The organism is Flavobacterium sp. 9AF (assembly GCF_902506265.1).
Taxonomy (GTDB): Bacteria; Bacteroidota; Bacteroidia; order Flavobacteriales; family Flavobacteriaceae; genus Flavobacterium.
Genome location: NZ_LR733556.1, coordinates 2,070,527 through 2,095,307, shown reverse-complemented (window position 1 = coordinate 2,095,307; position 24,781 = coordinate 2,070,527). Strand labels below are relative to the sequence as shown.

Genomic DNA, 24,781 nt, shown 5'->3' with positions numbered 1-24,781 from the left:
TCTTATTTATAGTTTCTAGCGGCAATTTTAATGAATTCATACTTCAATTCTTCTTTGTGTAATTCTGCTTTTGTAGTGTCTTGGCCTTTGTATTCCCAAGCACTTACAAATGAGAAGTTTTCGTCATCACGTAAGGTTTCACCCTCTGCATCTTGATATTCTTCTCTAAAGTGTCCTCCACAAGATTCATTTCTTTGTAAGGCATCCATTGCCATTAATTGACCTAATTCCAAGAAATCAGCAACACGAAGTGCTTTTTCTAATTCTGGATTAAGTTCATCAGCATTTCCAGGTACATATACCTCTTTGTAGAATTCGTCTCTAATTTGACCAATTTCTGCTATAGCTTCTTTCAATCCTTGTTCGTTACGAGCCATACCTACTTTATTCCACATAACATGACCTAATCTCTTATGGAAATAATCAACCGATTTTGTTCCATTATTATTTAAGAACATGTTGATGCTGTCTTTTACATTTTTTTCAGCTTCAGCAAATTCAGGAGCGTCCGTAGAAATTTTACCCGTTCTAATTTCATCTGCTAAATAATTGGAAACCGTATAGGGAAGTACAAAATAACCATCCGCTAAACCTTGCATTAACGCTGAAGCGCCCAATCTATTTGCACCATGGTCAGAGAAGTTGGCTTCTCCAGCCACAAAACAACCAGGAATTGATGATTGTAAGTTATAATCTACCCAAACGCCACCCATTGTATAGTGAACTGCAGGGTAAATTTTCATAGGGGTTTCATATGGATTCTCATCAGTAATTTTTTCATACATTTCAAATAAGTTACCATATTTTTCTTCAATCCATTTTTTACCTAGAGTGATGATTTCTTCTTCTGAAGGATTGTGATTCCCTTGTGCATAAGCCACTTCTTTACCTTTGTTTTTAATTTCTGATGAGAAATCTAAATAAACTCCTTCGTTTGTGTCATTTGCTTCAATTCCAAAACCTTCATCACAACGCTCTTTTGCAGCACGAGAAGCTACGTCTCGAGGAACTAAGTTACCAAAAGCAGGGTATCTTCTTTCTAAGTAATAATCTCTATCTTCTTCAGCAATTTGTGTTGGTTTTAATTTACCAGCACGAATAGCTTCTGCGTCTTCTTTTTTCTTAGGTACCCAAATACGACCTGAATTACGTAATGATTCAGACATTAACGTTAACTTCGATTGATTTGTCCCATGAACAGGAATACATGTTGGGTGAATTTGTACATAACAAGGATTTGCAAAAGCGGCTCCCTTTTTATGAATTTTCCAACCTGCGCTTACATTACTACCCATTGCATTTGTAGATAGGAAATAAACGTTTCCATAACCACCAGAAGCAATAACTACTGCGTGTGCAGCGTGTCTTTCTATTTCACCTGTAATTAAATTACGTGCAATAATTCCACGAGCTTTACCATCAATTTTTACTAAATCTAGCATTTCGTGACGGTTATACATTTTTACTCGGCCTAAACCAATTTGTCTTGATAAAGCAGAGTAGGCACCTAGTAATAATTGTTGCCCTGTTTGTCCAGCGGCGTAAAAAGTACGTTGTACTTGTACCCCACCAAACGAACGATTGTCTAACATTCCACCATAATCACGTGCAAATGGAACACCTTGTGCAACACATTGGTCGATAATATTTCCTGAAACTTCTGCTAAACGATGAACGTTTGCTTCACGCGCTCTATAATCACCACCTTTAATAGTGTCATAAAATAAACGGTAAATACTATCCCCGTCATTTTGATAATTTTTCGCAGCGTTAATACCTCCTTGAGCAGCAATTGAGTGCGCTCTACGAGGCGAATCTTGAAAACAAAATGCTTTTACATTATAACCCATTTCTCCTAGAGAAGCAGCAGCTGATGCACCTGCCAAACCAGTTCCTACAACTATAATGTCTAATTTTGGTCTATTATTTGGAGCAACTAATTTTAAGTGATCTTTATAATCAGTCCATTTTTGATTTAATGGTCCTTCTGGTATTTTAGAATCTAACTTCATATGATATCTGATGTTGATTATTTAGTAAAATGAATATATAATGGGATAATTGCAAACAATAAAGGAACAATTACAGCAAAAACTTTCCCAATAAACTTGATTGTAGGAGTATATTTAGGACTGTTTAATCCCAAAGATTGAAAGGCACTTTGGAAACCGTGCCATAAGTGAAAACCAAGTGCAAACATGGCTAAAACGTAGCCAATGGTAAAGTATAAACCATATTTAGCATCTCTAAAAAAAGCAAAGGTAATTTTATATAAGTCTTTATATAAATCTGCTACTTTTACATTTGCTTGAGCATGGTATAATTCCGTTTTTTTAACCAATTTAAATTGCTTTGGAGCATGATTATGTTCGTCTGTATGAGTCCCAATTTCTACTTGTTCTACTGGGTAATATTGTCCCGCTTGTGTTCCAACATAAAAATCTTGTTTCATACCAGGTTGACCTTCTATTGACTGTGTCATTAGTGGCATGTTTTTGTCAAAATGCATTTTTGCCCAAAAATTTACCATGTGAGTAACAATGAATACCAAAACAATTGTACCTAACAGCGCCATGTTTCTAGATGAAAAACTGCTATTTGCAGAAGGATTTGATTTGGCATATCCAATTGGTCTCGCTTTAGCGTTTTGATACGTCAATAAAAATCCATCAATTGCATGAAATAAAATAGAAATGTACGTTAAATAAGAAAGTATTTTTACTGCAGGATTAGTGGTCATAAATAATGCATACTGATTAAATTTTAAAGCATTATTTGGTACTAAAAGCTGAAGATTTCCAGCCAAGTGACCAGCTAAAAACAAGCATAAAAATAAACCTGTAAGAGCCATCCAGTATTTCTTAGCAATAGATGACTTTAAAAGTGCTGATTTTGCCATAATTTAATTTGATTGTTCTAGTTTTAAAAATCAAACAAAAATACAGCATAAAAAATTTAACTACAACCTTTTAGTGGTAATTTATAATGAATTTAAAATATGTTTAATTGAGTTTGTAAATCAAGGAGTTATCTAGCAAATCTTTATTTGTAGGAAGGTTCCAAACCTCTAATTCCCATATCGATTACGTTCTCACCAGCAGTTGGCTCGTATTTTCCGTCCATATTTACTTCTTCCCATTCAAAACTATTGTTTGTAGATAAAGAAAGTGTAATAACGATGTCTTTGGTTTCAGTTCCGGTAATGACTAAATTAGATGGGAATTTGCCTGTAACAACGCATGATCCTTGTGGAATTGCTGAAGTAGTTGCAATAGGATTAGGAACGGTAGTTGCTCCTTGAGGGGCTTGTCCTGAAGTAGCATAAGGGTAATTATGTAGTCCTAAAGCCCAATAACCTTGAAGTCGGTTAGCGTTTACATTAAAAATATTATTTCCTATTTGATGTGTGGTAATATAAGTGTTGTAACCAACAAAACTTTCTAAGGTAGCAGTATGATTTGTATTGTTATTTAAAATGGAAATATCATAATTTTGATAGGATAAAGAGACTCTGACATATTGATAACTTCCTTGATTTACTTCTTTTAAAGGAATTGATAAGAATGTCTCACCATTAGAAACAACAGTTGCTTGTGAAAAATCGATTGCTAAATTCCCGCCTGTAAGTGTTTCTGGAGCATGATATAAAACGGTTCCGTCTCCAAGTTGTGTATAAGCATTTGGACTTAGTTCGAAATAATGAGCGCTTATGCTATTAAAAATAGGAGACTGAGCAGCATGGCCAGAGGGAATAATTGCAGGTTGGCCTAAATTATCTAGTCTTTGTTGGTTTGGATTAAACTCAAATTTTATTATTAACTGAGGTTCGTCGTTTACTAAATTATCATCCTTGTCAGAACAGGAAAAGAAGCTTATTCCTAATGCCAAAATAAATATCGGTAAGTATTTCTTCATTTCTGCTCTAATGGGTTGCTAATTATTGTTTTAATGAGCCTATAAGTACTTCAAATAAAACGTGTAAATGTAGTATTTTATTGTTAACAAACTGGTTTAAATGTGTTAAAAATCTTAATTAATACTATTGCATTTTTTTTGATATAAAACGTTGTAGAATTATGAATTTTAAAGTAGAATAGAGCTATTTTTTTAAAATTCATAAAAATCTTTGAAAATGCTATTTTCTAGTTTGAAGGAAAGGTATTTTTAGGTTCTTAATTGTAATTTTAACCTCTTAAAAAAGATACTATGAAAGTTGGAATTGATGCTATATCTTTTGATGTAGCCAAATTACATTTACCTATACATGATTTAGCCCAAGCTAGAGGGATTGAAGCTGCAAAATTAGAAAAAGGATTAGGATTGTTAAAAATGACTTTCCCAGATGTACATCAAGACACGGTAGTTTTTGGTGCCAATGCACTAACGAAATTGATTTTGGAACACAATATTGATTTAAATGAAATTTCAAGAATTTATGTGGGAACAGAAAGTAGTATAGATAGTTCTAAACCGATTGCTTCTTTTTTGCTAGCTTTAATGGAGCAAAAATTTGGACAAGGATGTCTTTCTCATTGTGATGCAGTAGATTTTACTTTTGCTTGTATTGGTGGTGTTGATGCGATGCAAAACTGTATGGATTTCGTGCGATTACACCCAGAGAAAAAAGCCATAGTAATTACTTCAGATATTGCTAAATATGATTTAAATTCAACAGGCGAATATACACAAGGAGCTGGCGCTTTAGCCATGTTGATTGCTTCTAATCCAAGAATTATTGCTTTTGAGAAGCATTGGGCAACAAGTACAAAAGGAGTTTTTGATTTTTTTAAACCGTATCGAAGTATCGCTAAATCAGCCATTACTGGAAGTGATACTAACGATGATTGGTTTTCTAATTTAGAAACTGAAATTGAAATTCATAAAGACCAACCAGTTTTTGACGGACAATATTCGAATCAATGTTATATGGATAGAACCAGAGAGGCTTATTTTTCGTTTAAAAAACTGAAAAATTCAGAAGAAACAATTTATAATTCTTGGTCTAGTATTGTGATGCATTTGCCTTATTCTTTTCAAGGTAGAAGAATGTTACCAGAAATTTATGCTTTGGATTCCAAGGAAATTGAAGTAGATGTGCAGTCATTGGATTACCAAAACAAATTAAAAGAAATAGGAAAATCAGAAGCGTATCAAAATTTTGTTACTGAAAAATTACAGCCAGCAGAAATAGCTTCTTCTTTAATTGGTAATTTGTATACAGGATCTATTTTTATGGGATTATTGTCTACTTTGTCTCATTTTTATACGAATAATACTCCAATTGAAGGAAACGTTTTTGGTTTTTTAGCCTATGGGAGTGGTTCAAAATCGAAAGTATTTGAAGGAGTTATTCAAAATGATTGGAGAAATACTTTAGAAAAAACACAGCTTTTTCAAACTTTAGAAAAAAGTCACAAAATAGATTTTACAACCTATGAAAAATTACATAAAAAAGAACTGAAAAGCAGTGTTTGTCCTCCAAAAAAGGAATGGATCATCGATTCAATTGAAAAAGATAACCCCAATTTAATTGGGGCGCGATATTATAAATGGATAGAGTAATACAGTTTTTTTAACTGTATTTCTCTATGTATTTGTTCACGATTAAATCGGTGTTTTCGTTGCGTATTTTTTGTTCCAACTGAATAGGAGCGGCTGCTCTTACAGAACAATCTTTAACCGCACAAGTTTCACAAGTAACGCCTACGATTTGTTTGGTAATTAATTCATTATCAATAAATTTAAATTTTTTCTTGAGTGTAGGTGTGATGAGAATACCCACAGAGATACTTCTGATATGGTCTTTTTTAAAGGGATCTGGAGTGGCAGAAGAAAAAACTAAATATTCATTTTTACTGTTTTCATAACAAGAAATTTGAGCATCAAAAAAATGTGTTTTATTTTGCTTCAAAGACTCTATCATTGTTCGTACAGAAACCCATCTTCTGCAGTAATGTTCGTTCATTTCATTCGCATGCGGTTCTTGTTGATTGGTTATGTGTAATTCTTTTTTGATTTTATAATTGTCGCTCCCAATTTTATGAGACATGCGTAAAAAGAATAAGTTTTTTAACTGAAAATCTTTGGGTAATAAATTGGTTAACCTTTGGTAAAAAGATTCTGGAGAAACTTTGAAATCGGTTATTAATTGAACAAATTCTTGTGGTTTTGGATCTTCTTTGGCTACAAAAACATTTAATTTTTCAATCATTTTTTTTCTAGGCAAGAGTAAGGAACCTGCAAAATAAGAAGCGTAGAAATTATTTAATACCTGATCAAAATTTTCAAACTTAATCCAACTAAAAGTGTACAATCGCTCTTCAATTTGTAAAAAATTATAGGCGATTTCCTTGGCGAAAATAAATGCTTTTTGGGAATCATCTACATCCGTAGCAATAAGTAAGGTTTTACTTTTAGCAACAAATATGGAGCGTAAATCACCCAATTCATTTTGTTCTTTAAAAGTTAAAACTTCAATTTTGTAGTTGTATTCTTCAATTAAGATGGATTGTAATTCCTCTAAAGCTATTTCTGCGTCTAAATCTATGTGAAAAGCTTTGGCAAAATCCAAAACTTTTTGTTCCAAATCTTCAAAATAGTTGTTTTGTGCTTCTTGGTAGGAGCGTAAGGAAGCTAAGAAGAAACTTTCTCTTGATAAGTTGTAATGTTGTGCAATTTCAATAATGGTGCTAATAAAAGCATTTACTTTTGCAGGTGCATTAGCGATGATATCAATTAAATCACTTTCCTCAATACCAAAAATATCTAATGGGATTTCTTTTAAGATTCCTGAATTTAAAATTTCACCAATAGGTGCTAAATTATTGTCTAATTTCAAAGACACCATGTTGTCATAGGAAACGTCTAATTTTTCAGATAACAGAATAATCTTATCTGTCTTTGGGTATTTTTTTCCTTTTTCAATCTCATTTAAATACGACTTGGATAGTCCTGTTATTTTGGCTAAGCCAAATAACGACAAGTCTTTGTTAGTTCTTGCCTGCTTTAATTTTAAGCCAAAAATAAGCTTGATATAATCTCTTTCTAAATTCATAATTTCAAAGATACGCTATTATTTAAAATCACAAAAAAATAGTTTTTTTACATTTTAGCGTACGTTCGCTTGTTTTGTAAAAAACTTTTTTATAATATTGTGCCAACAAAAACAATAAGTCATGGAAAATCAATTAGAAACAACAGCAAAAGCATTTGAATTAGCTCCAGAAGCAACCGCAAAATTTCCTGCTATTTTAACAGAAGAGGCGATTCTTTTTTTAACAGAATTACATGAAGTGTTCAATAAACAACGATTGGAATTACTTGAAAAAAGAAAAGTACAACAACAAAAGTTTGATGAAGGAGAGTTGCCTTGTTTTCCAAAAGAAACGCAAGATATTCGTGAAAAAGATTGGTTTGCAGGTACAACTCCTGAGGATTTATTAGATAGAAGAGTTGAAATTACAGGTCCAGTAGATCGTAAAATGGTAATCAATGCGTTGAATTCTGGTGCCAAAACATTTATGGCAGATTTTGAAGATAGTACTTCTCCAACTTGGGAGAACCTTATGAATGGCCAACAAAACTTAAAAGATGCTGTTGCAAAAACGATTTATTTATTTGACGAAGCAAAAAATAAAGAATATAAATTAAATGAAAATACTGCGGTTTTATTAGTAAGACCTCGTGGCATTCATTTAAATGAAAAGCATATCTTAATTAATAATGAAGAAGCTTCAGGCTCTTTGGTTGATTTTGGATTGTACGTTTTTCATAATCACAAACAGTTAAAAGAAAATAATACCGCTCCATATTTCTATTTACCCAAATTAGAGCATTATTTAGAAGCGAGATGGTGGAATGCCGTTTTTGAATTTACGGAGGAATATCTAGATATTAAAAAAGGAACTTTAAAAGCTACCGTTTTAGTAGAGACAATTACCGCTAGTTTTCAATTGGATGAAATTATTTATGAATTAAAAAATCATATAGTAGGGCTAAATTGTGGTCGTTGGGATTATATTTTTTCATATATCAAGAAGTTTAGAAATAATGATAAATTCTTAGTGCCAGATCGTGATCAAGTAACGATGACGAGTCCTTTTATGAAAGCCTATTCTGAATTGGTTATCCAAAGATGTCACAAAAGAAATATTCATGCCATAGGTGGAATGGCTGCTCAAATTCCAATTAAAAATGATGAAACTGCTAATAAAATAGCATTTGACAAAGTAAAAGCCGATAAAGAACGTGAAGTAAAAAACGGCCATGACGGTACTTGGGTTGCACATCCAGATTTAGTTCCTGTTGCGATGAAAGTCTTCGATGAAAACATGCCAACCAAAAATCAAATTCATGTAAAACGAAATGAACTTTCTATTTCAGAATCGGATTTGTTAGAAGTGCCTCAAGGAACGATTACAGAAGCAGGCGTTCGTAAAAACATCAATATTTCGGTTTTATACATGGCTTCTTGGTTGAATGGTCAAGGCGCTGCTGCTTTAAACCATTTAATGGAAGATGCTGCAACTGCAGAAATATCTCGTTCACAATTATGGCAATGGCTTCGCAATGGCGTAACCTTAGATAATGGCAAAGTCTTAACGGAGAAATATTATGATAAAATTGCCATGGAAGAATATGAAAAAATTAGAAACCAAGTAGGTGATGAGAATCATGAAAAATACCATTATAAGTTGGCCGAACAACTCTTAGATATTTTGGTCGTGAATTACACCTTCATCGATTTTCTAACCCTAACAGGATACAAATACATTTAACACAACCTTTTATTTATAAAACACAATGAAAACAGTAGAAACAAGAATTCAGGAATTAGTTACAGATTGGTTAACCAATGAAAGATGGAAAGGAATTGAACGTCCTTATACCGCTGAAGAAGTAGTTAAATTACAAGGTTCTTATACAATTGAACATAGTATCTCAAAATTAGGAGCTGAGAAACTTTGGAAAAAATTAAATGCACAAGATTATGTGGCGGGTTTAGGTGCTTTAACTGGTAACCAAGCGATTCAAGAAGTAGAAGCAGGTTTAGAAGCGATTTATTTAAGTGGGTGGCAAGTAGCTGCTGATGCAAATGTAGCTGGTGAAATGTATCCCGATCAATCTTTGTATCCTGCGAATAGCGTGCCCCTTGTTGTGAAACGAATTAATAATGCTTTGTTAAGAGCCGACCAAATACAAGTGGTAAATCAAGTGCCTGAAAAAGATAGAAAAGATTATTTAGTACCAATTGTAGCCGATGCGGAAGCTGGTTTTGGTGGAAATCTAAATGCGTTTGAATTGATGAAATCCATGATTGAAGCGGGTGCAGCTGGTGTACATTTTGAAGATCAATTGAGTTCTGCTAAAAAATGCGGTCACTTAGGAGGGAAAGTATTAGTGCCCACACAAGAAGCAATTAATAAATTAGTAGCGGCTCGTTTGGCAACAGATGTTATGGGTATTCCCGCTTTAATTGTTGCAAGAACAGATGCTGATGCAGCCAATCTTTTAACGAGTGATATTGATCCAAGGGATGCTAAATTTATTACAGGTGAAAAAACGAGTGAAGGTTTCTTCTATGTGAATGCTGGTATTGAACAAGGGATTGATAGAGGCTTGAGTTATGCTCCTTATGCGGATTTAATTTGGATGGAAACGAGTAATCCCGATTTAAAATATGCCAAACAATTTGCGGATGCTATTCATGCGAAATATCCAGGAAAAATGTTAGCTTATAATTGTTCGCCATCCTTCAACTGGGCCGCAAAATTAACCGTTGCAGAAATGGAAACTTTTAGAGAGGATTTAGCAGCAATGGGGTATAAATTCCAATTTATCACTTTAGCAGGCTTCCACGCTTTGAATACAAGTATGTTTGAATTATCAAAAGCGTATAAAGAAAGAGGAATGGCAGGTTATTCTGAATTACAAGAAAGAGAATTTGCTCTGCAAAAAGATGGTTTTAAAGCAGTAAAACACCAAGGATTTGTAGGTACAACTTACTTTGACGCGGTTCAAAATACCGTTACTAACAATAGATCTTCCACTACAGCAATGAAAGACTCTACTGAGGTAGCGCAATTTTAATATTTTTAGTATAATTTGGTTTGACCAAAAAGCCTTGAGAAATTTCTCAAGGCTTTTGTTTTTTATTAAGCTTTCTTACTCTCTGTAACTTCTAAATGGGTAAAAACGGCTTCATTCCCTTTCTTGATATGAATACTATATTTTGAAGGAAGTACATATTGTTTACCATTATCCGCTTTTTCAAAGATGGCTTTTTTATCTTTTTTCTTCCATTTATTCATTACTTCATTAGATAAAGTGTAATCGTATTCAACTAAATTTAAGCCCTTTTTAGCGGCTACTTTTTTAGAAAAAACGGTTAACCCAAATTCATTTTCAATCGTAATTTCAACTTCTTCTGAAGTATTGGAATAAAACCAAATTTCGGCTTTAGGTTCAAAGGGTTTCGCCCAAGTGCTCCAACTCGAACCCCAACGATCCGTTTTTTTAACTGATGGCACTTCATAAATATACAATGATTTTGAAAGTATTTCCGATGTAAGCAATTGTATTTTTTCAATATTTACCTTATATAATGAACGACCATGTGTACCTACAATTAATTCTTTGGCTTTAGGTTGTATGACCAAATCATGAACGGCTACAGGAGGCATCTGGGATGAAAAATCAATCCATGTTTTTCCTTTATTCAAAGAAACGAACAAACCATTATCAGTACCTACAAAAAGGACGTTTTCATTTTCTGTATCTTCTAAAATGACATTTATAGGACTTTGAGGTAAGTTGGCACTAATGTCTTGCCAGTTGACACCATTATCTTCAGAAAGATAAACATAAGGTTTAAAATCATCGTTGCGATAGCCATTTAGAGCAGCATAAACACGTTCTTTTTTAAATTGAGATGCTTTTACTCTAGAAACCCATAAGTTTTGGGGTAATTGACTTGAAATGATATTCCATGAAATGCCGCCATCTTGGGAAAGATGAATGATTCCATCATCAGAACCAGTATACAATAATCCAAATTGCAAAGGACTTTCAGAAATGGTAGTTAGTGTACCAAATGCCACATTACCTTCAACGCTACCATATGTAAGATCGGTTGAAATTTTTTCCCAAGTTGCACCTTGATTCATGGAACGGTGCAAAAATTGTGAACCCATATATAAAATGTCTTGATTGTGAGGAGATAATAATATAGGAGTTTGCCAATTGAAGCGTAGCGGTTTTTCTTTAGTGCCTTTTGGTAATGTTGGAGCAATAAATTCTTGTGTGTTTTTGCTTCTATCTAATCTAAAATAATTACCAAATTGGAAACCTGTATAAACAATGTTGGCATCTCTTTTGTCAATTTGTACCTGCATACCATCACCACCCATGATACTTTCGTAAGGATACTTTCCTTCTTGTTCCCAAGCATCTGATTTTCTGTAATTATTATTGGCTACCCAAACCCCATTATCTTGTAAGCCACCATATACATTATAGGATTCATTATGGTCTATATTTACAGCATAAAATTGGCCCAAAGCCTCATTGTTACACTTTTTCCAATGTGCTCCATTGTCGTAGCTAATGTTGATTCCACCATCATTTCCGTTAATAATATGATTGGGATTGTTTGGATTAATCCAAGTTACATGATGATCTGCATGGACATTTTCAGTGCTAATATTTTTCATGGTTTTTCCACCATCATTGGAAAAAAGTAAAGGAACACCACCAAAATAAATGCGATTTTCATCTTTTGGATTCACTGAAATGTTTCCAAAATAATAGCCATAACTATAGTATAAATCGTCTATATAATTTTCATGAGTGCGTTGCCAAGTTTTTCCGCCATCTATAGATTTGTAGATTTCACAACCGATAACTTCTGTTTCAAATAACGCTTTATTCGCATCTTGTAAAATGGTTTTGAGTTCCTTAGGTTGTAATGTTCCTTTTTTTACCCAATTTTTAAGGGTTTCTGCTCGGTATTTTTCTGTTATACCGTGTTTTTTTAAATAGGTATTGATTTCTTTATTGGACTTTTCTACAAAAATTTCACCAGGGACACTGAACATGTCCGATTGGGATATTTTTTTACTTTTAGTTGTGGTGTCTTCAACAACAGGTCTATTATTTTGATTGTCTAAGATAGCATACAAAATATTTTGATTAAATACTGCTAAACCAATTCTTCCTACTCCTTCATTGTTTGGAAACCCACTGCCATCTCTAGAAATTAAATACCAAGTTGTGCCACCATCTTCACTTTTGTAAATTCCTGAACCTTTTCCATTGCCTTTAAAATTCCAGGCTTTTCTTTCTCTTTCCCATGCAGCAGCGTACATAATTTGAGGATTGTCTGAAGCAACGGAGATATCAATTATTCCTGTGTCTGGATTAATAAATAACGTTTTTGACCAATTTTTTCCACCATCAACGGTCTTAAAAACTCCTCGTTCTTCATTTGGTGTATACAAATGTCCTAAAACACCTACAATAATTTCATTATTGTTTGATGGGTTTACCCAAATCCTGCTAATATGATGACTGTCATACAAACCAATATTTTCCCACGTTTTTCCTTTATCTGTTGATTTTAACACCCCAATTCCCGAATATGAGGAACGTGAAGAATTAACTTCTCCAGTTCCTACCCAAATGGTTCCTGTATTCCAATCTACTGTAACCGAACCACAATTTAATGTGGGAGCCGTATCCATTACAGGTTCAAAAGAAGTTCCATTGTTATTGGTATACCAAAGACCACCAGAAGCGTAAGCGGCATAAAACTCTGTTGGATTGTTTGGATTTACAGCGATATCAACAATACGGCCGCTCATTATGGTTGGGCCAATATTTTTAAACTGTAATGCGTTTAACTCAAGGTTTTGACTCCATAAATTGGATATACATGTCAAAAAAAATACCCAATAAATTGTTTTTTTCATAGAAAAATATTTTCCTCGAAAATAACCATTTATTGGGTAAAATAAAATTTTTGTCTGCCTAAAGTCCTAAACCTTGTATAGCTGAATCCTCTCGATTGTAATTATAACCTCTCCAAAACGTCTTGTTTTGTTCATAATATTTCCAAACAACTTCTTTATTAGGAGTTACTTCCCAGTATCCAAAATCACCTTCTGTAATTAAAGTATTTCCGTTTTTAAGCCTAACTGCTCCCGATATTTTATCGTAGTATAAATCTGGATCTGTAAAATTCCAAACCATTTGCGGTTCATTTGATGCTGTAGTTGATAACGTAAAGTTTTGAGGTAGAGCTAATTCATAAACCGTAGATTGATTTACATTTGATCCGTTACAGTAAATGAGCATGTTTCCTTTTCCAGGAACTTCTTTTTCAATTAAATTAGGAAAATGATTATTGAACAAAAAGCGTTCTCCATAGGGATGATTATAAGCGCTAGGATTGCCAAAACGATACAATAAATCACCTCCTTTGTTGTAATTTCCACCAGTATTGGTAGCTGCTTCTGCTGTAGTAGTGCTATGATCGATTACCCAAACTTCACTGTAAAAATTAACACTCATGTAGATCACGTCTTTTTCTTCATCATAATCTATTCCATTGGCATGCATAATATCTCCATCAGGACGATCGTTATAAGAAAAATTAATTCGGTTTGGATACTGATTAATTTGACCATAATTAACCAATGTGTTATTGGTATCTTGTACAATATGATCATAACTGTGCCATTCCCAAACCAATTGATTGGTTTGTGGATTAACTTCAAATAATGCTTCTGGAAAAATATCATTCGCTACTTCTACTCCATAATTTAAAGCTTGTAAAGGGGTTAATTTTTCCCAAACTAAAAATAAAACATTTCCATTTGGTAATAATTCTACATCATGATGCGCTACTTTTTCATCATCTGCGCATTGATAGTCCCATTTTGTAGATCCATCTGAATTTAATATACGAATAATTCCACCAGCACCTCCTATGGTTATAGGCGATACGGTTTGCTTATACATAGCAATTAATTCGCCATTAGGTAAAATTTCGATATCGTTCCCAAAACGCAAGTCAAATATCCATTCTTTAACTTTAAAACCTTGTTTATTTAATAAATAACAATTTTTTCCACCATTTTCAATGGCAAAAACATAGCTATCGTCAATTTTATCAGCTTTATAAACTTGAACTTTTTCATCAAGAATCACTTCTGGTTCAATTGTTTTAGAATCCTCTTTAGAACAACTAAAATTTAAAGTTAGAATTAAAAGAAAGAATGTTTTATAATACTTTTTCATGTTCAATTTTTTATTTCGTAAATATAACCATTTTGTTTAAAATGTTTTTTTAACTATCTCAGTTTTTAAATAATCTCCTTATTTTTGAAGATAATTACGTATCTAATGGCTACTTTACCTAAAAAAAATAATTTTGAAGATTTTGTCAAGATTTTTTTACCAAACGATTTTTTGGAAAAAGAAGTGCTTAAAGCATTAGACTATTTTAAAAAAATTACACTAAAGAAAAATGAGTTTTTAGTAAATGAAAATGAAATTTGTACTCATTTTTGTTTTGTTGAAAACGGGATTTTACAACATGCAATTAATATAGAAGGGGAAGAGCGCACTACCTATTTGGCTTTAAAGAACACCGTTACTTCATCCTTAAATAGTTTTCTTCATAAAGTGCCTTCTAGAAAAAGTATAAAAGCAATTGTTGATAGTAGTTTGTGGGTGATACATTTAGAAGATTTTAATTATTTATTACAGCATAATAAAGCATTTCACCAATTTTATTTTCATTTAATTGAAAAACAAATCTGTTTAATTGACGATTATCGCATAGACTTGTTAACGCTAACACCAGAAGAGCGCTACAAAAAATTATTGGTCAATGAGCCTAAATTGCTTCAAGAAGTTCCCTTGCATTATTTGGCTTCTTTTTTAGGAATTTCTACACGCCATATGAGTCGCATTCGTAAAAATATTTTGTAATTTTTTGGATACAGATTTGAGAAATTTTTAAAATTATTGAAATTTCTCAAATCTATGTTCAAATCTTAAATAATTCATTTAAAATAAAAATTAAGCCATTTGGCTACTGATTCAAAAAGATAGTTTATGTATTTTTGATACAGAGTTTATCTAATATTCTAAAAATCGAGAAATCTAAAAATCTAAAAAATGAAATACCATCAAATAGACAAAGACTTATTTATAAAAAATCGTAGAAAATTTGTTTCTCAAATGAAACCCAATAGTGTGGCGATTTTTAATTCAAACGATATTTATCCCGTTTCAGCAGATTCTACTTTACCTTTTGCGCAACATCGCGATATTTTTTATCTAAGCGGTGTAGATCAAGAAGAGAGTATTCTCTTACTTTTTCCAGACGCACCTTATGAGCATTTGAAAGAAATTTTATTTTTAAAGGAAACGAACGAGCACATTGCTATTTGGGAAGGAGAGAAGTTAACCAAAGAAAGAGCTTTTGAAGTTTCTGGAATTAAAACAGTTATTTGGTTACAAGACTTTCATAAAACATTAAAGGAAATCATGGCTTATGCCGAAACCATGTATATCAATACCAATGAGCATTACCGTGCCACTATTGAAACGGAAACTCGTGAGGCACGTTTTGTAAAATGGTGGAAAGAAAATTATCCTGCACATAAAGTTGAAAAGTCAAATCCTATTTTACAGCGCATACGATCTGTAAAAGAAAGCGAAGAATTAGATTTAATTCAAAAAGCGTGTGATATTACTGAAAAAGGGTTTCGAAGAATTTTAAATTTTGTGAAGCCTAATGTAATGGAATACGAAATTGAAGCTGAATTTGCGCATGAGTTTTTAAGAAACCGATCTAAAGGATTTGCTTATACACCTATTATTGCTTCAGGAAACAATGCGAATGTATTGCATTATATTGAAAACAATCAGCAATGTCATGAAGGGGATTTATTATTGTTAGATGTGGGTGCAGAATATGCCAATTATTCTAGCGATATGACCCGAACCATTCCAGTTTCAGGAAGGTTTTCCGAGCGTCAAAGGGCGGTTTACAATGCAGTTTTAAATGTAAAAAATGAAGCTACAAAAATGTTGGTTCCAGGCACTTTATGGAAACAATACCATGTTGAGGTTGGTAAAATCATGACTTCTGAACTACTAGGTTTAGGTTTATTAGATAAAGCTGACGTTCAAAATGAAAATCCAGATTGGCCAGCCTATAAAAAATATTTTATGCACGGTACTTCACATCATATGGGATTAGATACACATGATTACGGTTTATTATATGAACCGATGCAAGCCAATATGGTTTTCACTGTGGAACCTGGGATTTATATTCCAAAAGAAAAATTTGGTATTCGCATTGAAGATGATGTAGTAATCCAAAATAGTGGTGCTCCATTCAATTTGATGCGAAATATTCCTATTGAAGCAGACGAAATAGAATCGATAATGAACAGTTAACAGTTGTTAGTTATCAGTTATTAGTTTAAACGGTTTACAATATTGTAAACCGTTTTTTTATGTTTTATTTATATTCTATTTTGTCATTCTGACGAAGGAAGAATCCCATTAGTGTGTTTTTCACCTTCGTCAAAATGAAAAGTTTATTTTAGTTCTTCTTTTTTAGGTAATTTTATTTGTGGCAAAGGTTTACAAAGAGTTTTATTAACTATTTTAGAACGCATTAATTTCTTATCATTGAAATGTCTAGAAATATTTTGATATTCTCAAAAACCTACTGACAAACTGTTGTCATAAGCTGTATTTACCTTTGTGGTATAATCAAATAAATCATACATTATGAACACTGTATCAGTACCACAAGTAATTCGTCCGGAACATTTATTAAAACATTGGCAAGGACATCGTGCTTTAACAAGACATGTGATTGAAGCCTTTCCAGAAAAAGATTTCTTTGAGTTTTCTATTGGAGGCATGCGTCCTTTTTCAAAATTAGTATCCGAACTTTTAGCTATTGGTGTTCCTGCATTAAAGGGAATTGTAAATAGAGACGAACAGCCTTATTCGGAAGCAGCTGTAGAAAATTTAGCAACAAAAGAAGCTTATTTGCAAAAATGGGACGAAGCCACGATAGAAATTAATCGCTATTTTAAGCAAATTCCAGTTGAAGATTTTGAAAAAACGTTCAATCTTTTTGGGCAATATGAATTTCCAATTATTGAAAATATTTTTTATTTTATTGACAATGAAATCCATCATCGTGGACAAGGATATGTTTATTTGCGAGCTTTAGGAATTACACCCCCTTTTTTCTGGATGAGAGCATAATTAATACTTAGAACTCCGAAAACGACTAGTTGTTTTTGGAGTTCTATTGTAATAAGTTTGTTTTATAAATTTCTAGCATTTCCAACATTCTGTCTTTTAGGCGTTGGGGTTCAATAATCGTCGCATGATCGGCAAACATCAGAATCCATCTCGGAAATCCATTTTCAATATCTCTACTTAAAAAAGTCATTTCTATTTGTTGACCTATTTTTTTTTGGGAAACAAATCCATGATATTTTTTTTCAAAGTCTAAATATTTGCCAATTTTTTTGTCTACCAATAATACTACTTTAGTGGTTGGACATTCTTTTTCTTTATTTAAGTAAAATTCTAAAGGTTGGTGTTCTTTAGTAAACGCCAGGTCTTTATTTTCAATGCCTTGAATTCGGTCGGCTCTAAATTGGCGGTAATCGTTTCTTAGGTGACAAAAGCCAAAAATATACCAATTGTTATTATCATGAAAAATACCTACGGGTTCAATACTTCTTTCAGAAGCTTCTTCTGCATCAAAAGCTTGGTAATTTAATTTAACTTGCGTTTTATCGGCTATGCTTTTAAAAAGAATACTCATGGCTTCTGGTACTTTTTCATTGAATAGATTAACAGCGGGTTGTTGCATGATAACTTTAGATTCAATAGAGGTAAGCCAATCTTTATCGGTATTTTTTAAAACTGATTTTATTTTGAACATGGCCGAAGCATAATGTTTTCCTAATTCTTTATCGATAAAAGTTTCCATCAATTTTTCAGCTGCAATAAAACTACTTGCTTCTTCACGAGTAAACATTACTGGAGGTAAACGATAACCTTCTACCAGAGAATAGCCTACGCCCGCTTCGCTATAAATAGGAACACCAGAAGCTTCTAAAGAACGAATATCTCTATAAATGGTTCGTAAGCTTACCTCAAATCGATCAGCGAGTTCTTGTGCCTTTACAATTCGTTTGGATTGTAATTGTATTAAGATAGCGACAATTCGATCGAAGCGTTTTGGTGATTCATCCTGCATAAAAAATCCTTTTTTCAAAAGTAAGTATTTAAATGAAATTCCTTCTTGAATTGCTTTTGAAATTCTATTTTTGCGCCTATGAAACACCTAATTTATAAAAATAGTAAGCTTTCTTATTCAGATCAAGGAGAAGGTCCAACCGTTGTTTTATTGCATGGTTTTTTAGAGAATAGTAAAATGTGGCATAATTTAGTTCCGGTTTTGCTGTCTAAATATAGAGTAGTGTGTATTGATTTATTAGGCCATGGTAAAACGGAATGTATTGGATATATTCATACGATGGAAGATATGGCCGATGCAGTATATCATATTCTTCATTTTTTAAATTTGGAGAAAGTCGTTCTAATAGGGCATTCTATGGGTGGTTATGTAGCATTGGCTTTTGCCGAATTATATCCAGAAATGATGGCAGGACTTGTTTTAATGAATTCGACTGCCAAAGAAGATAGTGTGGAACGTAAAGCAAATAGAGATAGAGCTATCTTGGCAGTAAAGCAAAATTATAAAAACGCTATTAGTATGTCAATAGCAAATTTATTTAGTGAAGAGAATAGGACTAAACTTAAAAAAGAAATTGATTGGGCAAAGAACGAAGCTTTACAAACACCTTTGCAAGGTATCATAGCGGCTCAGGAAGGAATGAAAGCCAGAAAGGATAGAGAAGTGCTGTGGCATACTTCTTTATTTCCTAAAATGTTGCTATTAGGGAAAAAAGATCCTGTTTTGAATTATGACGAAAACAAATTACAAGTTGAAGGTACTAATGTACAGTTAGTAACCTTTAACGATGGGCATATGAGTCATTTTGAGAATAAGATAGATTTAGAAAGAAATATGCTTTTATTTCTTGATAAATTAAGACGATGAGCTAATCGTTTATTTTTGTTTTTATATTTTTTCTTTAAATGTAGGAGTTGGGTCTAAAATTTCTAAAATTAAAGTGATAATTTCTTCTTTGAAATCGTTTAATATTTCGTCATTAATCATATTTTGAGGGATAACTCCTCTTCCTTTTCCTAATCCAAATGGCATAAAGCCTGCTTTCATATTTTTGAATGAAATGATACCTGCTTCAATGGGGTATGAATTGAATTGAGTTTGGTTTCTAAACATTAAAGCATAACAAAGTAATTGGATTATTTTTTCATTTTTTATGTCAGTTGTTAAAGCTTCAAAGTTGTTAATTTTTAAAGAGTTTCCATCTACTTTACCTGTTTTATAATCAATGATACGAATTACATTATTTCGTATTTCTATTCGGTCTACATTCCCCGCAATTTTAATAGGATAAGGTAAGCGGTTGTCTGTTAAGATAGTTTCTAATTTGTCCTCTAAAGCGATTATTTTAACAACTTCTCCTAATTGTATCGCTTTTTTCTCTGTTTGTAAAAAATTAAAAATATTTCTTTTTGCTACTTCAAAAGCTAACAAATTTTTTCCTTTTTTAATTTCTCCTTCTTTATAAACTAATTTAAACTTTTCAATAGTTACTTCTTCAATATGAGTTATCATTTGTTCTATTTGTTGAAGCGAGAGAATTGAATTTATATAAGGTTTATACAATGTTTCTAATGATTCATGAATGATAGTTCCTAAGGTGTTTACTGCAATATTTTCTTCTACTTCCTCCATTTCATTAATACGTAATACTCTTTGAAAATAAAATTGTATTGGATTGCGTATGTAGGATGTTAAAGAAGAAGGAGAAAAACCTTTTACGGTAGCTATTTCTTTTAAACGCTCAAGAAGCAAAGGAGTTTTAGAAATAGTCATTAGGCTGTATGCTTTTTCTGGTAAAACTGCATTATAAATTGTGTGAGATATGTTGTGTTTTGGCTGTTTTTCAATCTCTAATTGTGTTATGAAACGACTTTTTTCACCAGCATCTATTCCTTCATTATCTGTATTGTATAATAAATAAATGTTTTTTGCTCTATGTAGTAAATGATAAAAATGATAACTGTAAATAGCATCTTTTTCTTTGTATGTAGGTAATCCTAATTCTTTTTTTACATCGTAAGGTATAAAAGAATTTTGCGATTTCCCAGAAGGTAATTTACCTTCATTTACTGATGTTATGATTACATTTTCAAAATCTAAAACCCTGCTTTCTAATACACCCATTATTTGAAGCCCTTTTAAAGGTTCTCCTTCAAAAGAAACTTCAGCTAAATCTATAATTTGTTTATATAAATCGAAAAGACTTTCTAATGTATTTATTTTGTTTGGATGCAGTTCACAATAGTTAATAAGCTTATTAATTACTTTGTAAAGAGAATAAACAAAAGATTTTGTTATTTTTTCTTCTTCATTATCATTATTTAGAAACGATTTTAAGCTTAATAGAATTGAACTGATTCTGTTTAAAATTTGAGAATTTTCTTCTTCCCATTTCGAAAAAAGGAGTTTAAAATAGTCGTTTTCTTTATTTGGATATTTTTCATTTTTTAAGCGAAATAAAGTATCTACAGAGAAGAAAGTAAAGTTGTTATTATGTATTGTTTGTATTACTTGATCAACATCAGCATAAGGTTCAACTAAAGGATGATTCAAAACGTCAAGTACTTCTTTATAATATAAAGTATAATTTGTATTTCCTCTTGAAATTGCATTTGTATGCAGTTTAAAGAGTTTACTAATTAATAATTGTACCGGGTTATTCTTTCCTGAATAACCCATTGTAATATTCAAAGAATCAACAGAATTTGGTAAAGCATATAAAATAGGTATTAGCAAATTTTCATCTCCTAAAATAATGGCTGTTCTTGTATTGTTTAAGCTATTTTTTTCAGCATTATATATATTTTCAATTATTTTTCCTGCTATTTTGGCTTGACCAACGGTTTTTGGTGTACCAATAATATTGATGTTTTTTTCTTGTTGGAAATCGTCTGTAATCCATTCAAATGGTTGAGTTGTGTATTTTTTCCATTGATTTTTAAATCGTCTTATAAAAAGTCCAGCATCATGATAATTATTGTTGATAAAATAATAATCAATATCCCAAAAAATGGAGGCTTGATTGTTAGAAATAAGATGTAGGATTATTTTTTCTTCTGCTTGATTGAGCGCATTAAAACCTGCAAAAATTAATTTTTTTTCCGCTAGGTTAATCGAATAATTTTTAATTTTTTCAACAGATTCTCTATATATTAGACCTTGATAACCAATTTTTTTGTTTTTTAAATGGTTGTAGAATGCAATATAATATAATGGTATTTTGTTCCAAAAAGCCAGATGTGAATCAATTAAAATAGTAGTGTCTTTGGGTTGTAAATCCCATCTTTTAAGTGCTTCAATGTCTTTAAGATAAGAGAAAACAAAATTAGGTTCTAATAAATACCTGTCAATTTCATTAAAATCTTGTAATAGCGTTTTAGCCCAATTTGAAAAAAGATTAAATGATTGCACTTCTTCATTAGGAGTAAGTTTTAAATAAATTTCATAAAATTCAAAAATTAATTCTATTGAATCAATAATTCTTATTTCTGAGATTTCTTGTATTAAATCCTCTATGCTATTAATTTGAGGTGCAAAGATTGTTTTGTTTGAATGATTATGGAGTGAATCCAATAAAAAAACTTTAGCCCTTTTGTTAGGTAAAATGATGTTAATGTTTTGCAAATCAGAATCATAATTTGCAAGAATATGTTTGGATAATTTGTCAAGAAAAGTTTCTGTTAACATTTTATAAAAATAAAAAAAAACGCTCCATAAAATGGAGCGTTTTTAAATTTATTTTAAAAGGAAATTATTTTACTAATTTCACTTCAACTCTTCTGTTGTTAGCTTTACCTTTTGAAGTTTTGTTAGTGTCAATTGGCATAGACTCACCAAAACCTTTAGAAGATAATCTTGAAGAATCAATTCCTTTTTCGATTAAATAATCTTTAACCGCACCTGCTCTATCTTCAGATAATTTTAAGTTAGCAGCATCAGATCCATCGCTATCAGTGTGACCTTCAATAGAGAATTTAGAATTTGGATACTCTTTTAAGATAGCAGTGATTGCTTCTAAAACTGGGTAAGTTTGTTTTTGGAAAGTTGCTTTTCCAGAGTTAAACAAGATAGTTTTAGCATAATCATTTAATTTTTTAACTGCTTCGTCAGAAACTTCAGGACATCCGTTGTTAGCAACTGTACCAGCTACTTCAGGACAAGCATCATCTTTATCAAATACTCCGTCACCGTCACCGTCAGGCCATGGACAACCTTTGTTAGCTCTATCACCTTTAACTGTAGGACACTCATCATCTTTGTCAGCAACACCATCTCCGTCTGCATCTGGACAACCTTTCATGATTTTAGTACCAGCTACCTCAGGACAAGCATCTTCAGGATCAATAATACCATCACCGTCTGTATCAGGACAACCATTGTTTTCTGGTGTACCAGCTAATTCAGGACAAGCATCATCTTTATCAGCGATTCCATCTTTATCAGTATCAGGACAACCGTTTAATTCTTTTAAACCTGCTACATCAACACATGCGTCGTCTTTGTCATAAACACCATCTCCGTCAGTATCTTTACCTCCAAATTTGAAAGTAATACCTGCAAAGTGTTGAATATGAGTAGGTACGTCTACATCAGCAACTCTGTTTTCATCAAATGAATGTTTGTAAACAGATTGTAATTGAAGACCTACATTTTCAGTAAACCAAAAAGTTAATCCTAAACCTCCATTTACTGTACCAGCAGAAGCGTCACCAAAGAAATTGTAACCTCCACCCACATTAATAGATGGGTCTAACCATTTAGATTTAAGTAAATCTTGAAAGCTATATTTGATTACAGCATCAACTGCATAGTAAGATAAATCACCAGGATTTAATACAGCATCTGTATTCTCAGTACCAGGTACTCTTTCTAACCATTTGTCAATTTTGTTAACCGATCCTGTTAATCCGATAGAAAAACCATCTCCAACATATCTTGATACATTTAAATAAGATACAGATGGTAAAATATTCCAATTGTCATCTGCGTTGATTAATTGGATAAATTGTGGGCTAGAATTACCTTCGGCACTTACCTTGGTATCAACCGCGTTTACTCCAAAGGACACAGCCCATGGATTGTCACCGTTTTGTGCTTGGGTAGATAATCCAGCAAGCAATAAACCAGCAGCAAATAATTTGTTTAGATGTTTCATACTTTATTAATTAAATTACAATGCGTTATAATTAGAACAAAAATACTATTTTTTTTTAAATACAAAAAGTTTTGTTAAAAAAAGTAAGGGGTATTTCAATTTTAACTTATTATTTCTAATGACTTACCTACTTCTGTGAATGCTTTAATAGCTTTGTCTAAGTGTTCTTTTGTATGAGCAGCAGATAGTTGGACACGAATTCTCGCTTTTTCTTTTGGAACAACAGGAAAGAAGAAGCCTATTACATAAATTCCTTTTTTTAATAACTCTTCTGCCATTACTTGAGATAATTTAGCATCATAAAGCATAACTGGAACAATGGCTGAGTCACCATCAATGATATCGAAACCTGCTTCTTTGATTCCTTTTTTAAAATAATTAGTATTCCACTCTAATTGATCTCTTAATTTAGTGTCTTTTTCTAATAATTCAAATACTTTCAACGATGCGCCAACTATTGATGGAGCTAAGGAGTTTGAAAATAAGTAAGGTCTAGATCGTTGTCTTAAAATTTCAATAATTTCTTTTTTTGCAGTTGTGTAGCCACCCATAGCTCCTCCTAAAGCTTTTCCTAAAGTTCCTGTGATAATATCTACTCTTCCCATTACACCTTTAGCTTCGAGCGTTCCTTTTCCTGTTGCTCCGATAAATCCTGCCGCATGACATTCATCAACCATTACTAAAGCATCATATTTATCAGCAAGATCACAAATTTTATCCAATGGAGCTACTAAACCATCCATAGAAAATACGCCATCTGTAACAATCAATTTGAAACGATGACCCGCTTCATTTGCTTTAATTAGTTGTGTCTCTAAATCTGCCATGTCGTTATTTTGGTAACGATAGCGAGCCGCTTTACACAAACGAACTCCGTCAATTATGGATGCGTGATTTAAACTGTCTGAAATTATACAGTCTTCTTCGCTTAATAAAGGTTCAAACACACCGCCGTTTGCATCGAAAGCTGCTGCATATAATATAGTATCTTCTGTTCCATAAAAAGCTGCTATTTTTTGTTCTAATGTTTTATGAATATCTTGAGTACCACATATGAAACGCACAGATGACATTCCAAATCCATGTGTGTCTAGTGTATCTTTGGCAGCTTGAACTACTTCAGGATGAGAGGAGAGTCCTAAATAATTATTGGCACAAAAATTTAAAACCGTTTCTCCGGTTGCAATTTTTATTTCAGCACCTTGAGGTGACGTAATAATTCTTTCTTTTTTAAACAATCCATTTTCTTGAATGGTGTTTAGTTCATTTTGTAAATGTTGTTTTATTTTACCGTACATTTTATTTTGGATAAG

17 protein-coding genes are annotated in these 24,781 nt (G+C 32.3%); 7 read left to right on the top strand and 10 right to left on the bottom strand.

The annotated features are described in order from the left end of the window. Positions 1-2: 2 nt before the first annotated feature. The 3 genes from HALO113_RS09430 to HALO113_RS09420 form a co-directional block, all read right to left on the bottom strand. Positions 3-2,012 carry a fumarate reductase/succinate dehydrogenase flavoprotein subunit gene (locus tag HALO113_RS09430; RefSeq protein WP_159778787.1) on the bottom strand — a complete coding sequence of 670 codons (2,010 nt, stop codon included), beginning with the start codon at positions 2,010-2,012 and terminating at the stop codon, positions 3-5. A gap of 17 nt (positions 2,013-2,029) precedes the next feature. After that, positions 2,030-2,899 carry a succinate dehydrogenase cytochrome b subunit gene (locus tag HALO113_RS09425; RefSeq protein ID WP_159778786.1) on the bottom strand — a complete coding sequence of 290 codons (870 nt, stop codon included), beginning with the start codon at positions 2,897-2,899 and terminating at the stop codon, positions 2,030-2,032. A gap of 143 nt (positions 2,900-3,042) precedes the next feature. After that, complete coding sequence (locus HALO113_RS09420; protein WP_159778785.1) at positions 3,043-3,915, bottom strand: hypothetical protein; 873 nt, start codon at positions 3,913-3,915, stop codon at positions 3,043-3,045. Between the two features lie 291 nt (positions 3,916-4,206). Between HALO113_RS09420 and HALO113_RS09415 the strand changes: the two genes are divergently transcribed. Further along, positions 4,207-5,562, top strand: a complete 1,356-nt coding sequence (locus tag HALO113_RS09415) for a hydroxymethylglutaryl-CoA synthase family protein (RefSeq protein WP_159778784.1) — start codon at positions 4,207-4,209, stop codon at positions 5,560-5,562. A gap of 10 nt (positions 5,563-5,572) precedes the next feature. Here HALO113_RS09415 and HALO113_RS09410 read toward each other — a convergent pair whose 3' ends face one another. Continuing rightward, positions 5,573-7,054, bottom strand: a complete 1,482-nt coding sequence (locus HALO113_RS09410) for a helix-turn-helix domain-containing protein (protein WP_159778783.1) — start codon at positions 7,052-7,054, stop codon at positions 5,573-5,575. 121 nt (positions 7,055-7,175) lie between these two features. Here HALO113_RS09410 and aceB point away from each other — a divergent pair, with 121 nt between their 5' ends. Both aceB and aceA read left to right on the top strand, forming a co-directional pair. Then, positions 7,176-8,777 carry a malate synthase A gene (aceB, locus tag HALO113_RS09405; protein WP_159778782.1) on the top strand — a complete coding sequence of 534 codons (1,602 nt, stop codon included), beginning with the start codon at positions 7,176-7,178 and terminating at the stop codon, positions 8,775-8,777. A gap of 25 nt (positions 8,778-8,802) precedes the next feature. Then, positions 8,803-10,089 carry an isocitrate lyase gene (gene aceA / locus HALO113_RS09400; RefSeq protein ID WP_159778781.1) on the top strand — a complete coding sequence of 429 codons (1,287 nt, stop codon included), beginning with the start codon at positions 8,803-8,805 and terminating at the stop codon, positions 10,087-10,089. Between the two features lie 65 nt (positions 10,090-10,154). On the opposite strand, the gene HALO113_RS09395 is transcribed toward aceA, so the two are convergent. Continuing rightward, complete coding sequence (locus tag HALO113_RS09395; RefSeq protein ID WP_159778780.1) at positions 10,155-12,968, bottom strand: sialidase family protein; 2,814 nt, start codon at positions 12,966-12,968, stop codon at positions 10,155-10,157. Between the two features lie 58 nt (positions 12,969-13,026). After that, on the bottom strand, positions 13,027-14,298 hold the full coding sequence (locus HALO113_RS09390) for an aryl-sulfate sulfotransferase (RefSeq protein WP_159778779.1): 1,272 nt from the start codon (positions 14,296-14,298) through the stop codon (positions 13,027-13,029). A gap of 84 nt (positions 14,299-14,382) precedes the next feature. Here HALO113_RS09390 and HALO113_RS09385 point away from each other — a divergent pair, with 84 nt between their 5' ends. The 3 genes from HALO113_RS09385 to HALO113_RS09375 all read left to right on the top strand — a co-directional run bounded on the left by HALO113_RS09385 (position 14,383) and on the right by HALO113_RS09375 (position 17,304). Beyond that, entirely contained in the window at positions 14,383-14,994 is a 612-nt protein-coding gene (locus HALO113_RS09385; protein ID WP_236554641.1) for a Crp/Fnr family transcriptional regulator, read from the top strand. A 189-nt stretch (positions 14,995-15,183) separates the two neighbouring features. Then, positions 15,184-16,476 (top strand): aminopeptidase P family protein, encoded by a 1,293-nt coding sequence (locus tag HALO113_RS09380; protein ID WP_159778778.1) that lies wholly within the window; start codon positions 15,184-15,186, stop codon positions 16,474-16,476. Positions 16,477-16,815: 339 nt separating this feature from the next. Beyond that, a complete protein-coding gene (locus HALO113_RS09375) occupies positions 16,816-17,304 on the top strand; it encodes a DinB family protein (protein ID WP_159778777.1) in 489 nt (162 codons plus the stop codon). A gap of 43 nt (positions 17,305-17,347) precedes the next feature. Here the strand turns inward: HALO113_RS09375 and HALO113_RS09370 are convergent, their stop codons facing one another. Continuing rightward, entirely contained in the window at positions 17,348-18,313 is a 966-nt protein-coding gene (locus tag HALO113_RS09370) for a YafY family protein (RefSeq protein ID WP_159779591.1), read from the bottom strand. A 78-nt stretch (positions 18,314-18,391) separates the two neighbouring features. Between HALO113_RS09370 and HALO113_RS09365 the strand changes: the two genes are divergently transcribed. After that, positions 18,392-19,180: an alpha/beta fold hydrolase gene (locus tag HALO113_RS09365; RefSeq protein ID WP_159778776.1), complete on the top strand. Its 789-nt coding sequence runs from the start codon at positions 18,392-18,394 to the stop codon at positions 19,178-19,180. 21 nt (positions 19,181-19,201) lie between these two features. On the opposite strand, the gene HALO113_RS09360 is transcribed toward HALO113_RS09365, so the two are convergent. From HALO113_RS09360 to kbl, 3 genes are all read right to left on the bottom strand, one after another. Next, entirely contained in the window at positions 19,202-22,000 is a 2,799-nt protein-coding gene (locus HALO113_RS09360) for a PD-(D/E)XK nuclease family protein (protein ID WP_159778775.1), read from the bottom strand. Between the two features lie 64 nt (positions 22,001-22,064). Continuing rightward, positions 22,065-23,468, bottom strand: coding sequence for an OmpA family protein (locus HALO113_RS09355; RefSeq protein ID WP_159778774.1), 1,404 nt, complete (start codon positions 23,466-23,468; stop codon positions 22,065-22,067). 101 nt (positions 23,469-23,569) lie between these two features. Further along, the gene (kbl, locus tag HALO113_RS09350; RefSeq protein WP_159778773.1) at positions 23,570-24,766 is read right to left on the bottom strand and encodes a glycine C-acetyltransferase; all 1,197 of its coding nucleotides are present in this window, start codon (positions 24,764-24,766) and stop codon (positions 23,570-23,572) included. Positions 24,767-24,781: the final 15 nt, after the last annotated feature.